Annotated in this window: 15 protein-coding genes; 8 read left to right on the top strand and 7 right to left on the bottom strand. The window is 39.9% G+C overall.

The window, feature by feature from the left end:
- Positions 1 to 700 precede the first annotated feature (700 nt).
- The 3 genes from FLM47_RS11610 to FLM47_RS11600 form a co-directional block, all read right to left on the bottom strand.
- Positions 701 to 1,633, bottom strand: coding sequence for an exopolyphosphatase (locus FLM47_RS11610; protein WP_178956433.1), 933 nt, complete (start codon positions 1,631 to 1,633; stop codon positions 701 to 703).
- 133 nt (positions 1,634 to 1,766) lie between these two features.
- Positions 1,767 to 3,215 carry a dihydrolipoyl dehydrogenase gene (locus tag FLM47_RS11605; RefSeq protein ID WP_178956432.1) on the bottom strand — a complete coding sequence of 483 codons (1,449 nt, stop codon included), beginning with the start codon at positions 3,213 to 3,215 and terminating at the stop codon, positions 1,767 to 1,769.
- A gap of 54 nt (positions 3,216 to 3,269) precedes the next feature.
- Positions 3,270 to 3,998, bottom strand: coding sequence for a glutathione peroxidase (locus FLM47_RS11600; RefSeq protein ID WP_008466566.1), 729 nt, complete (start codon positions 3,996 to 3,998; stop codon positions 3,270 to 3,272).
- Between the two features lie 113 nt (positions 3,999 to 4,111).
- On the opposite strand from FLM47_RS11600, the gene FLM47_RS11595 reads away from it, so the two are divergent.
- Positions 4,112 to 5,011 carry a LysR substrate-binding domain-containing protein gene (locus tag FLM47_RS11595; RefSeq protein WP_054201738.1) on the top strand — a complete coding sequence of 300 codons (900 nt, stop codon included), beginning with the start codon at positions 4,112 to 4,114 and terminating at the stop codon, positions 5,009 to 5,011.
- Here the strand turns inward: FLM47_RS11595 and FLM47_RS11590 are convergent.
- Entirely contained in the window at positions 5,008 to 6,195 is a 1,188-nt protein-coding gene (locus FLM47_RS11590; RefSeq protein ID WP_138605264.1) for a flagellar assembly protein T N-terminal domain-containing protein, read from the bottom strand. The two genes, FLM47_RS11595 and FLM47_RS11590, sit on opposite strands and share 4 nt — an antisense overlap.
- 139 nt (positions 6,196 to 6,334) lie before the next feature.
- Here FLM47_RS11590 and FLM47_RS11585 point away from each other — a divergent pair, with 139 nt between their 5' ends.
- On the top strand, positions 6,335 to 6,793 hold the full coding sequence (locus FLM47_RS11585) for an LPP20 family lipoprotein (protein WP_138605368.1): 459 nt from the start codon (positions 6,335 to 6,337) through the stop codon (positions 6,791 to 6,793).
- Positions 6,794 to 6,862: 69 nt separating this feature from the next.
- Here the strand turns inward: FLM47_RS11585 and flgN are convergent, their stop codons facing one another.
- The 3 genes from flgN to flgA all read right to left on the bottom strand — a co-directional run bounded on the left by flgN (position 6,863) and on the right by flgA (position 8,389).
- A complete protein-coding gene (flgN, locus tag FLM47_RS11580) occupies positions 6,863 to 7,294 on the bottom strand; it encodes a flagellar export chaperone FlgN (RefSeq protein WP_178956431.1) in 432 nt (143 codons plus the stop codon).
- Positions 7,287 to 7,607 carry a flagellar biosynthesis anti-sigma factor FlgM gene (gene flgM, locus FLM47_RS11575; RefSeq protein ID WP_010387860.1) on the bottom strand — a complete coding sequence of 107 codons (321 nt, stop codon included), beginning with the start codon at positions 7,605 to 7,607 and terminating at the stop codon, positions 7,287 to 7,289. Before flgM ends, flgN begins: the two co-directional genes overlap by 8 nt.
- A gap of 74 nt (positions 7,608 to 7,681) precedes the next feature.
- On the bottom strand, positions 7,682 to 8,389 hold the full coding sequence (flgA, locus tag FLM47_RS11570) for a flagellar basal body P-ring formation chaperone FlgA (protein WP_178956430.1): 708 nt from the start codon (positions 8,387 to 8,389) through the stop codon (positions 7,682 to 7,684).
- 138 nt (positions 8,390 to 8,527) lie between these two features.
- On the opposite strand from flgA, the gene FLM47_RS11565 reads away from it, so the two are divergent.
- The 6 genes from FLM47_RS11565 to flgE all read left to right on the top strand — a co-directional run bounded on the left by FLM47_RS11565 (position 8,528) and on the right by flgE (position 13,362).
- Positions 8,528 to 9,466, top strand: coding sequence for a chemotaxis protein CheV (locus tag FLM47_RS11565; RefSeq protein WP_138605267.1), 939 nt, complete (start codon positions 8,528 to 8,530; stop codon positions 9,464 to 9,466).
- Between the two features lie 20 nt (positions 9,467 to 9,486).
- A complete protein-coding gene (locus tag FLM47_RS11560) occupies positions 9,487 to 10,317 on the top strand; it encodes a protein-glutamate O-methyltransferase CheR (protein WP_138605268.1) in 831 nt (276 codons plus the stop codon).
- A 128-nt stretch (positions 10,318 to 10,445) separates the two neighbouring features.
- A complete protein-coding gene (gene flgB / locus FLM47_RS11555) occupies positions 10,446 to 10,856 on the top strand; it encodes a flagellar basal body rod protein FlgB (RefSeq protein ID WP_138605269.1) in 411 nt (136 codons plus the stop codon).
- Positions 10,857 to 10,858: 2 nt separating this feature from the next.
- On the top strand, positions 10,859 to 11,290 hold the full coding sequence (flgC, locus tag FLM47_RS11550; RefSeq protein WP_008113068.1) for a flagellar basal body rod protein FlgC: 432 nt from the start codon (positions 10,859 to 10,861) through the stop codon (positions 11,288 to 11,290).
- A gap of 13 nt (positions 11,291 to 11,303) precedes the next feature.
- Entirely contained in the window at positions 11,304 to 11,981 is a 678-nt protein-coding gene (locus FLM47_RS11545) for a flagellar hook assembly protein FlgD (RefSeq protein ID WP_178956429.1), read from the top strand.
- A gap of 58 nt (positions 11,982 to 12,039) precedes the next feature.
- The gene (gene flgE, locus FLM47_RS11540) at positions 12,040 to 13,362 is read left to right on the top strand and encodes a flagellar hook protein FlgE (protein ID WP_178956428.1); all 1,323 of its coding nucleotides are present in this window, start codon (positions 12,040 to 12,042) and stop codon (positions 13,360 to 13,362) included.
- The last annotated feature ends 60 nt before the right edge of the window (positions 13,363 to 13,422 follow it).

The raw sequence follows: 13,422 nt of genomic DNA, 5'->3' as shown, positions 1-13,422 counted from the left end.
GAATAGATTTTTTGTATTTAAACTGCACGTAATATGTGCTCTTTAGTCTACGCTTTAGTACTCAAGTTGAACAAAACTTATTAACCCACGCGCACTGCGTCAAACTACCTCTGCATTACTCTGTCTTTATTCTCTTTCTATTTAATTTATATTATTTAAAAAATGAATTTATAGAATATCACTTTACAGCTCTAAGCTGACAATGAAGTAACCGCATTTTTATATTACTTAGTACAGTTATTTACAGAACTCCAAGTAAGACCTTTTTTGCCATTCTGGCAAATAGTGAACTAAAGGTTGTTCTTGGCTTTGAGACTTTATTGGATATGAGCTAAAGCTAAATTAAGATCTTTAGCTATTTGAAATGTTGTATTTAACTACAGTTTTATTTATTGATGATAGCTTTAGCTAACTCGTTCTAGCTTTAGGTTATGCCTTTTCTACCTTCCATGAATAGTGCCTTGTGATTATAGCTTTACCAGCGAACCACAATCCTTTTACTTTAAGTATGAGTTCACCATCGTAATAGTTTTGTAAGCACTTGCCCGTTTCTTCTCATTTATAAAATCTTTTCTAATTACAAATAATAAAGCGAGTAACATAAATTTACTCGCTTTATTATTTTGATAGCTGATAGCTGATAGCTGATAGCTGATAGCTGATAGCTGATAGCTGATAGCTGATAGCTGATAGCTAGTTCTTAACCATCACTAGTAATTGTAGCGATAAGCTCGCTCAGTACCTGCTCAGCTTTGTTTGTTTCTACTTGGCAAGTACCAGCATTTAGATGGCCGCCGCCACCGTATTTAAGGCATAACTCGCCAACATTAGTATTGGAGCTGCGGTTGGTGATTGATTTACCAATGGCGTACACCACGTTTTGCTTTTTAAGCCCCCACATTTTATGTATTGAGATATTACATTCGGGGAACATGGCGTAAATAACGAAGCGGTTAGTAGCGTAAATGGTTTCTTCTTCGGTTAAATTGAGTACCACTAAGTTGTCGTGTACTGATGAGCAGCGGTCTATTTGCTCTTTAGCTTGTGCGTTGTGCTCGTGGTATAACGCAACACGCTCGGCAACATCTTCCATTGCTAGTATTTGTTCTATGCTGTGATCTTTACAGGCGTCAATTAACTTCATCATTAACTGGTAATTAGAAATTTTGAATTCACGAAAACGGCCAAGTCCTGTGCGCGCATCCATAATAAAGTTCATCAGTACCCAGTCTGTTGGGTTTAAAATTTCGTCTTTTGTAAATTGTGCCGAATCCCCTTTATCAACCGCTTCCATCATGTCAGTTGAAATATTAGGGAATTTCTCTGCGCCACCATAATAGTCATAAACAACGCGTGCTGCAGAGGGCGCATCTGGGTCAATAATATGGTTTTTTATATCGCTTTCGTTACGAACGGTTTCACTTAAGTGGTGATCAAATGCAATATGACAACCGGCAACATAGGGGAGGTTAGTGGTAATGTCGTTGCTGGTAATGGCTATTTTACCGTCTTGCATGTCTTTTGGATGCACAAATAAAATATCGTCGATTAAATCTAAATCTTTAAGTAATACGGCACACACTAGGCCGTCAAAATCGCTTCGAGTGACAAGTCTATATTTATTATTGCTCATTTTCGGTCCATTTTTGTTTGTTTATTAATCTGAGTGTAGCAGTTTAAACTCCATTTTATATACCAGTTTTTAACATAAAAAAAGCCAAAACAATGGTTTTGGCTTTGAGTAGCAAGTGTGTATTAGTGATGTGTTATGCGCCTGGGCCACATTCCATACAATGGTTAATAATGTCTGGGCCAAATTTTAATTTAGCGTTTAAATCACGTAGTGCAGTGCGTAGGCCTTCTTCAATAACAGGGTGATAAAAAGGCATATCAAGCATTTGTGGTACAGTCATTTTGTTTTGTACAGCCCATGCAAGTAAGTGTGCTATGTGCTCTGCTTGTGGGCCTATAAATTCCGCACCTAAAAATAAGCCGGTGCCGTGCTCGGCATACACACGCATGTGGCCTTTGTTTTTTAGCATAACGCGGCTACGGCCTTGGTTTTCAAAGCTGACTTCGCCTATTTCAAAGCACTCACAGCTGCCTAATCGTTCGCTAATTTCTTTAAAGCTTTCACCAACCATGGCTATTTGTGGGTCGCTAAACACAGCGGCAATTTTAGCGCGGCGTAAACCCGCACGTACATGAGGGTAGCGGCCTGCGTTTTGCCCTGCGATTGTTCCTTGATCGGATGCTTCGTGAAGCAGTGGGATCATGTTACTGGCATCGCCAGCAATAAATATGTGAGAGTTGCCACATTGCATAGTGTGGGCATCAGCGAGTGGTACGCCACGCTCATCAAGCTCTATGCCGGTGTTTTCTAACCCTAGTTTATCGGTGTTAGGTACTCGCCCTGTTGCAGCCAGAACATAGTCAAACTGCTCGGTATGTTTAACATCTTGTTTGTCGGTATAGGTTAGCTCTGCTTTATTACCTACCTGTTTCATATCTGAAACGTTTGAGTCGGTATCAACATAAAATTCTTCTGCAAATACGGTGTTAGCGTAATCTTTAACTACTGGGTCGGTTAGTGGGCCTATGGCACCACCTACACCAAAGAGTTTTACCTTTACCCCTAATCGGTGCAACGCTTGGCCAATTTCAAGGCCTATAACGCCTGGGCCAAATACGGCTACTGATTCTGGTAAATCATCCCAGTCGAATACATCGTCATTAATAATCAGTCGGTCGCCAAAGTTATTAAATACGCCAGGGTAAGATGGGCGTGAACCTGTTGCTATTACAAAGCGTTTAGCAGTGATTATGGTGTGCTCATCTATTTTCACGCGGTTGGCGTCTAAAAATTGTGCATAGCCACGAATTTTATTTTCGCTAGGTATTTCATCTACCGCTTCTACTACGAATCCTGCAAAGCGATCGCGCTCACTTTTTACTCGTGCCATAACGGCTTTACCGTCAATTACCGGTTTTGAGCTGTGAACTCCAAAGGCAGGTGCCATTTCTATTGAGTGCGCGGCTTCTGCTGCAGCAATCAATAACTTACTTGGCATGCAACCAACACGTGCGCAGGTTGTACCGTATGGGCCTGATTCAATCATAAGTACGTTTTGAGTAAATTGTTTTGCATTACGGTAGGCACTTAAACCAGCGGTACCTGCACCTATAACAACAACGTCGGTTTGCAATTCTTTCATAGTGTTTTTCCTTTAATAAACAGGGGCGTTGCAGCCCCTGTTTTATTTACTTAATTAAGCAAAGTATTTTTCTAGGTCGTCTGAGCCACCAATGTGCTTACCGCCAATAAATACTTGTGGTACGGTTTCACGGCCTGATACTGCTTTAAGGCTGGTAAGTGATGCGCCAGCACCCATTACAATTTCTTCAAAAGCAAAGCCTTTAGCTGTAAGTAGCTCTTTTGCTTTTTTACAGAAAGGACAACCAGGCTTAGTAAATAGAGTAACCGCCTCTGGTTTTACTTGAGTTGGGTTGATGTAATCAAGCATAGTGTCAGCGTCTGATACTTCAAACGGGTCGCCTGGTAAATCTGGCTCGATGAACATTTTCTCTACTACGCCATCTTTAACCAGCATAGAATATCTCCAGCTGCGCTTACCAAAACCTAAATCGTTTTTATCAACTAGCATACCCATGCCGTCAGTAAATTCGCCGTTACCATCTGGTAGTAAGGTAATGTTTTGCGCTTCTTGATGTTCAGCCCATGCGTTCATTACAAAGGTATCGTTTACTGATACACAAACAATGTCGTCAACGCCATTTTGTTTAAGTACACCAGCTAACTCGTTGTAGCGTGGTAGGTGAGTTGATGAACACGTTGGTGTAAATGCACCAGGTAGTGAAAACACAACGACTGTTTTGCCTTTAAAAATGTCATCAGTAGTTACTGATTTCCATTCGTCGTTTTGACGCGTTGCAAATGTAACGTTAGGGATTGTTTGACCTTCAATATTGTTTAACATGTTTTTAGTTCCTCTTGATTTGTTGATAGCCATTATGGCGAACAATTAAATATAGTTCCAATCGTTTGTTTGTATTAAACTGATAGGCATAAGCTATCAGGTTGAGTGTGAATATGAACTTAAAAGATTTAGAATATGTAAAAGCCGTTGCGCATTTTAAACATTTTCGTAAAGCAGCCGATGCCTGCTTTGTAAGCCAGCCCACCTTGAGTGGGCAAATTAAAAAGCTAGAACAAGAATTAGGGGTTATCTTATTTGACCGTTCAACTAAGCACGTTACCTTAACAACCCAAGGTGAACGTTTGTTGACACAAATCACTCTTATATTAGAACAAACTCAAATATTAAAAGAACTGGCTGCTACTTCTAACCAACCGTTACAGGGCAAGCTGAGTATTGGTATTATTCCTACTATTGCCCCGTATTTACTTCCTACACTGCTTACATCAATGAAAGCGGCATTTACTCAAAGTCAGTTTTCGTTTATTGAAATGCAAACTTCTACCATTTTAGCTGCGCTAGACAGTGGCGAGGTGGATTTTGCAATTTTAGCGGATGTGCCTGAGCTAAAAAATTACCATACGATTAATGTATATAAAGAAGACTTTTTAGTTGCGGTATCTGCTGATAACGCTTTAGCTGTAAATAAAAAGGTAGCACTGCAAGATCTTCAAGGTAGTAACCTATTAATGTTAAGTGATGGCCATTGCTTTAAAGATCAAGCCCAGCAGTTTTGTTTTTCGGCAGGAGTGGATGTTTCTAGCCAGTATCAAGGTAATAGCTTAGAAACCTTATTAGCGCTGGTGGCGATGGACGATGGGGTTACGTTTGTGCCAAAACTTGCTGCAATCCCCCGAGAGGGAATTCATTATTTGCCTATTTTTCCTAATCAGCAACGTAATATTGTATTGGCCTGTCGAAAGCACTACCCGCATTTATCTGGGGTTGAGCAGTTAGCAGATTGGTTAAGCGCTCACGATAATTTAAAAGTTAAGCTAACCCAAGCACTTTAGGGCGTTGCAACTTCCACAATATCGTTAATTTGTACGCCCGGTAAAGGCTGATCATTAATACTGACGGCAATGGCGCTATGCTGATATAGCTGCTCTACACGAATACGGTTCAAAGTGGTTATAGTATGCGGCATGGTGTTGCCTTGCGCATCGGTTAAATAATTATGATGAGCAATACTCAGCTGTTGGCCTTTTTCTAAGCCATGTGCCTTTCCTAAATTAATGACGAGTTTATTATTTTCCATGTGCATAATTTTGCCTTGGGTGGGTAGGCACGCCATGGCTGCTTGCAAATCGTAACTTAGGGTTTGGTTTATCTCACTAATACTTTGACCAAAAGGTGACTGCCAAAAACGATTACTGTTTACATCAATAATAGTTGTTTTTTCAAATGGCCAGATAGCTTGGCTTTGATAGCTTTGTTGCCACAAGGGTTCATAAGTAGTGCCATTAAATAAACTAAACTCTATTTGATAGTGACGCTGATAGCTTTCATCTTGCCAAAATGCATAGTCGCTATTGAGTTTATCGCTGGTGGATAAACTGGTAATTTGGCTTAACAACACATATTGCGCGTTACTGCGCGATGAAATTTCCTCTAACTGGCTATTAGAGTAGTCATGTTGTTGATTAAAGTAGGTATCGACTTTTATCGCTTTATTGAAATAGGCAACAGGGACAGCACTCATTTTTGATTTTTGCAGTGCCGTGTAGATGTTTTTGCTTACGGCTTTATTAATGTCAAATATTTGACCCATTCTAGCGTGTTCGCGATTAGTTAATTGGCTTTGCGTCACGGCTATAAATTTATTGAAGTTGCTTTGCGGGCATTGTTCGGTTTGTGCAAAAATATCTAGGCGTAAGGTAATCGCAAATTCATCACTGCTGCGGTTTTCGCTAACGAGTTCTATTTTTTGGATTTCGCCTTGGCTACTTATTTTTAGTTGGTCTTGAGTTAATACGCCATCTACAAGGGTTTGCACTGAACTTACACGAGCCCCAGAAAATACTAAGGCTTGGGTTATCGCATCTTTTATGGCTGCGGCTTTTGCACTAGGAATATCGCTATTTTGAATAACTGCATGGCCGGTAGACTCATACCACTGAGCGTGAGTAAAAGGTGAAAACGTTAATACCGCAGTGGTACTTAACCCTGCTAATACAGCCTTTAAAAACGATTTCATACTTTTACTCCAATTAAACGTTAGCGTTAATCAACTTCAGCAAGTAATGTACCACTATTTTTTGTTATCTATTTAAAGGCATATCACTGGCACTAAACATGCATAACTGAGTTTAATTAGTTTTTAAAGGCCCAGTATGATGCGAGTAATGCCATTAATGATCACATTAGGCTGCTTAACTTTAAGCGGTTGTAGTAATATATTTGATAAACACGTTGAGTATAAATATGTTGAGCCAAATAATTACCCAGTATTAAAAGCGGTTGGCTATGCGCCCATTAGTTTGCAGTCGGGAAGTAGTGATACGCAAAAACAACTTATGGCGATTAAGGCTTCAAAGCTCGAGGCTTATCGCGAACTAACAGAGCAAGTATACGGGCAAAAAATTACCGCAGGTACAACAGTCGCTGGGTCTGTTGCCCAAGATGATTATTTACAAAGCAAAGTACAAGGTATTATTAAAGGCGCACAAATTATAAAAACATATGCCGTTAATGATATGTATGTAACCGAGCTTGAGCTTAATATGAAACGCGTTCACGACTTGTACATCGGTGAGATAAAACCACGGGAAGTGAAAAAAGTCACTTATTACTAAGCGACAAATTATTACCCATAAAAAACGCCTAAACGAATTATCGTTTAGGCGTTTTTTATGGGTATTTTTTTAGGCTTTTAGGTTACGCACAATGCTGTTATCGGTATTTACGACGCTACCAGCTTGGTCGTAGGTCATTGATGAAGGTGCACCAATTAAAATACTTTTTAGCTGCTTTACACTTAACTGTGCCTGATGAGCTGCATGAGCATTAACTTCATTTTGTTTTTGACATTGCTCAAGCTTAGTTCTGGTCAGCTTTATTAAGTCATTGTTTTCATCTGTTTGCTGATCATTACTGGCAATCAGGTTACTGAGTTCTTTATCTAGGGTGCTTATGCTGGTTAAAAAAGACATTTTCTGTTGGGCAATTTCTTTCAAACCTTCGCCTCTACGTGAGGCAATAGCATTAAGCTCTTGAGTAAGAAGCTCACTCAAGGTTGTTAAACAATTTATTTGTTCGTTTAGTTTAATCGTAATTAAACTATTGTGATCAGCCATAAACATTAAACTCGAAGTCTGCTAAATTTTTGGCAAGTTTCTCACTGTCTATTTGATACTTGCCTTCGGTAATGGCTTTTTTAAGTTCAGCAACTTTGTTACTGTCAAAACCAGAAGACTGCTCTGCTTTTTCTTGTAAAGATTTTAATTGCTTAGCTTGCGGTGTTAGGCTCACCGAATCGCTTGCCGCTTTAGGCGAAGGCGTTTGCGCAGCCTGCGTATTTGCATTATCTCTTTTTAAATCAACTTTTTGCTGTTGAGTGTTTGTTAAAACACCAGGCTGTTGATTTGATTTGTTAACTTGACCGACCATGATAAAAACCCATTTATTACCCAACTGATGCCTATATATCGGCATTTACTAAAGATACTTTAGCATAAATTACATTAAATATTTACCTGCACAGACTCTACACCATCTACCCGTGCATTTAAAACTTTACCTGTTTTTTTGTTTTCTACTCGTACTTGTTCACCTAAGGTTCCATCCTCTAATGCAACACCCGTTGTTTTTACTCTTAACCCTTTAATATTGGCAAAAATGTTGACAGAGTCGCCTTTGCAAACCATACAAATTTGATTGAGTAGTACTGGCATACCTTCACGAATATTACGTTTACTGCGGCTACCAATAAGTTGTGCAGGATCATCAAGATACTGAACGCGTATAAAGTGCGCAGGGCGCATATCAATACTTAAATGGGATGGAGTAATCACTTCACCTCGTGCTAAATTAGTCGTTGCGACTACAACGGGTGCTGATTCAGTAATTCTGACATGAACGTACTGTGCCCAGTTATCACTATCGTTACATTTTATTTGAATGGTGACTTGACGATTAAAAGGGGGCTCACTTGGCGTTACTAGCTCTGGCTCAGAGTTACAATAGCGATCAGGTATGCGGCTATCTAACGGTAATGCGCTAAACTGTATTTTGTTATCATTTGTAGTCACTGCTTTTTGTGCAACATAAGATACAGCCATTTCTTGAAGTGATTCTTTACTAAATACTTGAGCCTTTAGTGGCAAAGTGAAGCAGAGGCTAGCAAGAAAATAAAAAACACTGTATCTTCTGATTTTTTTTAACAAACTCATAATGTTTCGACTATGCTTATGGTTGCAAACAGGGTATAAATATTTTGCGTCAGAATTTAGACGCCCCCGTTGTGTTATGACGCTTTATTAATTGAAAGCAATTATCGTTCCTTATATTTGTTTTCTTAGGAGATTTAAATGGCCGGTATTTTAGACTCAGTAAACCAACGTACTCAGTTGGTTGGGCAAAACCGCTTAGAATTATTGTTATTTAAGCTTAACGGGCGTCAGCGCTTCGGCATAAATGTGTTTAAAGTAAGAGAGGTATTACAATGCCCGCCTCTTACTAGTATGCCAAAGGCTAATGCTTATATTCGAGGTGTTGCACATATCCGTGGCCAAACTATTTCGGTGATTGACTTATCTATGGCTGTAGGTGGCCGTCCTATAAAAAATATAGAAGAAGGTTTTATTATCATTGCTGAATATAACCGTTCAGTTCAAGGATTCTTAGTTGGTGGCGTTGAGCGGATTGTTAACATGAACTGGGAAAAAATACTGCCTCCGCCATCAGGTGCGGGGCGTTATTCTTATTTAACAGCCGTGACTGAAATTGAAAATGAGTTAGTTGAGATTCTCGATGTTGAGCAAATTTTAAACGAGATTTGTCCAGTAAATACAGAGGTTAGCGCAGATGTTGCGGCTCAGGCTCAAGGTAGTATGCAAAAAGATTTGGGTGAGCGTATAGTATTTATAGCCGATGATTCGGCCGTGGCACGAAATCAGGTTAAACGAGCGTTAGAGCCTTTAGGCGTAACTACTGAACTTGCTAAAAATGGTAAAGAAGCTTTAATAAGACTAAAAGAAATTGCAGAGCTTGATTGTGTTAACGATATTACAGAGCGAGTAGGGTTACTTATTTCAGATGTAGAAATGCCCGAAATGGATGGTTATACGCTCACTGCAGAAATTAAAGCAGATCCCAAACTTGCACCACTGCATGTGATTTTACATACTTCATTAAGTGGTGTTTTCAATCAAGCAATGATTGAAAAAGTAGGGGCTGACGATTTTATAGCGAAATTTAATCCAGACGAGCTTGCTACAGCCGTTAATAAGTGGGTTCATTGTGATTAATAAACATAGGTGTTATTGATTTGACTAATAAAGATTTGCAGCAAACAGAATACGATCAATTTCGCTTATTTTTAGAACAACAGTGCGGTATTGTTTTAGGTGAAAATAAGCAGTATTTGGTTAAAAGCCGCTTGGCACCATTAATGTCTCGGTTTAATGTTGAATCGTTATCTGAACTGGTTAGCAAAACACTTGGCGTACATGAGCGTCAATTGCGCGCTGCTGTTGTTGATGCCATGACAACCAACGAAACATTGTGGTTTAGAGATCAATACCCATTTGAGTTGCTCAAAACCAGATTATTCCCTGAATTTAAAGCGCTAAATAGACCATTAAAAATATGGTCTGCTGCGAGCTCTTCAGGGCAAGAACCTTATTCAATTGCTATGTCAGTGGCTGAGTTTCAATCAAGTAGCCCTGGTGTTTTAAAAATGGGTGCACAAATAGTGGGTACTGATATATCAAATACCATGCTAGATATGTGTAAAAACGCTGAATATGATGCATTGGCACTGGCTCGCGGGCTATCTGCTGATCGTCGTAAGAAATTTTTTAAAGATAGCGGCAATGGTATGGCACAAGTGGTTGACTCTTTGAAAAAGCAAGTGAGCTTTAGGCATTTAAATTTGCTCGACTCGTACGCCTTGATGGGTAAGTTCGATATTATATTTTGCCGTAATGTTTTAATATATTTTTCACCTGAGGTGAAAGCCAAAATAATTGCACAATTTTCTCAAGCACTTAACCCTAAGGGGTATTTATTTTTAGGTGCGTCGGAATCTATGTCTGGTTTGAGTACCGAATTTGATATGGTACGTTGTAACCCCGGCATTATTTACCAAAAGAAATAACGAATATTAAGATATACCCCCTCCTAAAAACGGCGCTGTAGCGCCGTTTTTTGTTTTTATCATCACTACTTTCATTGCTGGCTTACTTATTGCTTTACTGATACTAAGTCAATTTTTTGGAGATAGTTATGGCTATCAGTTTTGATAAAGCATTAGGCGTGCATCCGCATGCGATGTTGATCCGTTCGCAAAGAGCAGAAATGCTCGCCACTAATATCGCAAATGCTGATACGCCCGGCTATAAAGCAAAAGATATCGACTTTGCCTCAGCATTAAAAACGGCAAAGTCTAACCAACTAAGCGGCAATACGATGGTAAGAACCAACGAAAAACACATTGCCGGTGGTACCCGTTTTGTAGGTGGAGATGAATTATTTCGTACGCCAAATCAAACAGATACAGGTGATGGTAACTCTGTTGATATACAAGTGGAACGGAACTTGTATACACAGAATGCTATGGAGTATCAGGCCAGTGTCCAGTTTCTTAATGGTAAATTTAAAGGCCTGAAAAAAGCCCTCGGTAGTCAAGGAGCCTAATTATGAGTTTATATAATGTGTTTGATATTGCAGGTTCGGGTATGAGCGCGCAAAACGTGCGATTAAATACCACCGCAAGTAATATCTCTAATGCCAATACAATTAGCTCTTCACAAAATGAAACGTACCGAGCGCGACAACCTGTATTTGCTGCGGAGCTAACAAAAGCGTCAGCGTCAGCAAGCAACCCACAGGGCTCTGCCGTTGGTGTGAAAGTGTTAGGAGTGGTTGAGAGTGATAAACCACTACAAATTGAATATAACCCAAACCACCCGAGTGCGGATGAAAATGGTTACATTTATAAACCCAACGTGAATGTTGTTGAGGAGATGGCAAATATGATTTCTGCATCTCGCTCTTATCAGACAAATGTTCAAGTTGCTGATGCAGCTAAGCAAATGTTAAGTAAAACACTGCTGTTAGGTCAGCGGTAACTGAGGGTAGCTCATGAGTAACGATATTAGTACTTCTTCATCCTACATGGACTCTTTACGTTGGCAAGATAAGCAAGTGCCACAAAAAGAAGACAGTGATGCGTTAACCCAAGAAGATTTTTTTTCGTTGTTAACACAGCAGTTGTCATATCAAGATCCCAGCAAACCTGCTGATAACGATCAGATGATTGCACAAATGACAAACTTTACCATGGCTGAAGGAATATCAAATTTGAACTCTAACTTTGATTCCTTAGCTGCGTCGATGACATCAAATTCGGCATTGCAAGCATCAACACTGGTTGGCAAACAAGCTTTGTTGGAGTCGGATACACTGGAGCTTAATGAGTCGGGTGAATCAAGAGGTTCTGTTGTAGCTGAAAAGCCAGTCGATAGTTTAATGATCCGCATTGAAGATGCATCCGGGCAGTTGGTTAAAACTATAGATTTAGGCACTCAGCCTGCAGGAGCCATCCGTTTTGCATGGGATGGTAAAAATGAAGCGGGTGAACGGCTACCACCTGGTGAATACAACATCAAAGCAGAGGGTAGTACAAATGGGGAATTTTCAAGCCTCCCATTAGCTACATTCAAAAATATTGAAAGTGTTAATATTAACGGCTCAAGCGGCATTATTATTAATACTAAAGAAGGTGCGGTTAGGCTGACTGATGTCGCAGAAATCGCGTAATAGATTTTATGTATTTTTTTAGCCATCAGGCTAAATATTTTTAGGTTAGAGGTTAATTATGAGCTTTAATATTGCATTAACAGGCCTTGCTGCCGCACAAAAAGATTTGGATGTTACCGCCAATAACATTGCCAACGTAAACACCACTGGTTTTAAAGAGTCTCGCGCCGAGTTTGCTGATGTATACGCATCATCAGTATTTAGCGCCGGTAAAACAAAAAATGGTGATGGTGTGCAAACGACCATGGTTGCCCAGCAGTTTCATCAAGGGTCGCTGCAGTTTACTAATAACTCACTGGATTTAGCGATCACGGGTGAAGGTTACTTTGCAACTACTCAAAGTCTGGATTCACAAGACCAAACTTTTACACGTGCTGGAGCATTTAAGCTTAATAAAGACAATTTCGTTGTTGATGCCAAAGGTAATTTTTTACAGAGCTTCCCTGTTGATGAGGTTACCGGAGATACAACCTCAGTAAGTCTTAGTACTTCATCTGCATTACAAATACCAGACTCTTCTGGTTCACCACGCTCTACAAGTAACGTATATACTTCTTTCAACCTTGACTCACGTAAAGATGTTGTGGCAGTACCGTTTGATGCAACAGACAGCAGCACATATACTGCATCTACATCGACTACAACTTATGACTCTTTAGGTGAGCCACATGTTTTACAATTCTTTTTTGTAAAAACAGCGCCTAATGAATGGCAGGTACATGGCACGCTAGATAAACAACCGTTTGATGCTACTGGTGCTGCAACGGCAACACCAAGCCCTCTAAGTACCTTTGGGTTTGATGCAAGTGGTTTGCCTGCAACTACCAATGGCGTTCCAAATGTCGGTCCAACCTTTACTGATGTTAATTTAACCGGGGCTAATTTAAGTGGCCTATTAAGTAATGGTGCTCAGTTTAGTGATATAGCTATTAACTGGCGCGACGAAGCGAATACATCAAATAAAGTTCCAAGCCAGTTTGCGAGTCGCTTTGAAGTAAAAGCACTAGAGCAAGATGGTGCGACAGTAGGTCGCTTAGCGGGTATTGATATTGGTACTGATGGAAAAGTAGTTGCATCGTACAGTAATGGTGACTCAACTTATTTAGGTCAAGTAGCCATGGTTAGGTTTGCAAACTCACAAGGTTTACAACAGGTGGGTGATACTTCATGGAAAAAAAGTTTAACCTCAGGTGAGCCGATTGCGGGTGAGCCGGGAACAGGGACTTTAGGCAAAATTAATTCTTCAGCCCTCGAGCAATCAAATACAAACTTAACCACAGAGCTGGTTGATTTGATTAGTGCGCAGCGTAACTTCCAAGCAAACTCTCGTGCGCTTGAAGTGAATTCAACACTGCAACAAAATATCTTACAGATCCGATAATCATATTTTGACTTATAAAGGCTGCTTAATGCAGCCTTTTTTATTCCTCTCTTAAAATCT

Source organism: Pseudoalteromonas sp. Scap06, assembly GCF_013394165.1.
GTDB lineage: Bacteria > Pseudomonadota > Gammaproteobacteria > Enterobacterales > Alteromonadaceae > Pseudoalteromonas.
This window is presented reverse-complemented; position numbering and strand designations above follow the sequence as displayed.

What these genes read in the sequence shown, in the direction of transcription:
- flgN (WP_178956431.1), bottom strand. Translation starts at nt 7,294, where the DNA reads ATGGCTGATCACAATAGTTTAATTACGATTAAACTAAACGAACAAATA.
- flgC (WP_008113068.1), top strand. Translation starts at nt 10,859, where the DNA reads ATGAGTTTATATAATGTGTTTGATATTGCAGGTTCGGGTATGAGCGCG.
- FLM47_RS11610 (WP_178956433.1), bottom strand. Translation starts at nt 1,633, where the DNA reads ATGAGCAATAATAAATATAGACTTGTCACTCGAAGCGATTTTGACGGC.
- FLM47_RS11565 (WP_138605267.1), top strand. Translation starts at nt 8,528, where the DNA reads ATGGCCGGTATTTTAGACTCAGTAAACCAACGTACTCAGTTGGTTGGG.
- FLM47_RS11595 (WP_054201738.1), top strand. Translation starts at nt 4,112, where the DNA reads ATGAACTTAAAAGATTTAGAATATGTAAAAGCCGTTGCGCATTTTAAA.
- FLM47_RS11585 (WP_138605368.1), top strand. Translation starts at nt 6,335, where the DNA reads ATGCGAGTAATGCCATTAATGATCACATTAGGCTGCTTAACTTTAAGC.
- FLM47_RS11590 (WP_138605264.1), bottom strand. Translation starts at nt 6,195, where the DNA reads ATGAAATCGTTTTTAAAGGCTGTATTAGCAGGGTTAAGTACCACTGCG.
- flgM (WP_010387860.1), bottom strand. Translation starts at nt 7,607, where the DNA reads ATGGTCGGTCAAGTTAACAAATCAAATCAACAGCCTGGTGTTTTAACA.
- FLM47_RS11600 (WP_008466566.1), bottom strand. Translation starts at nt 3,998, where the DNA reads ATGTTAAACAATATTGAAGGTCAAACAATCCCTAACGTTACATTTGCA.
- flgB (WP_138605269.1), top strand. Translation starts at nt 10,446, where the DNA reads ATGGCTATCAGTTTTGATAAAGCATTAGGCGTGCATCCGCATGCGATG.
- FLM47_RS11545 (WP_178956429.1), top strand. Translation starts at nt 11,304, where the DNA reads ATGAGTAACGATATTAGTACTTCTTCATCCTACATGGACTCTTTACGT.
- flgA (WP_178956430.1), bottom strand. Translation starts at nt 8,389, where the DNA reads ATGAGTTTGTTAAAAAAAATCAGAAGATACAGTGTTTTTTATTTTCTT.
- flgE (WP_178956428.1), top strand. Translation starts at nt 12,040, where the DNA reads ATGAGCTTTAATATTGCATTAACAGGCCTTGCTGCCGCACAAAAAGAT.
- FLM47_RS11605 (WP_178956432.1), bottom strand. Translation starts at nt 3,215, where the DNA reads ATGAAAGAATTGCAAACCGACGTTGTTGTTATAGGTGCAGGTACCGCT.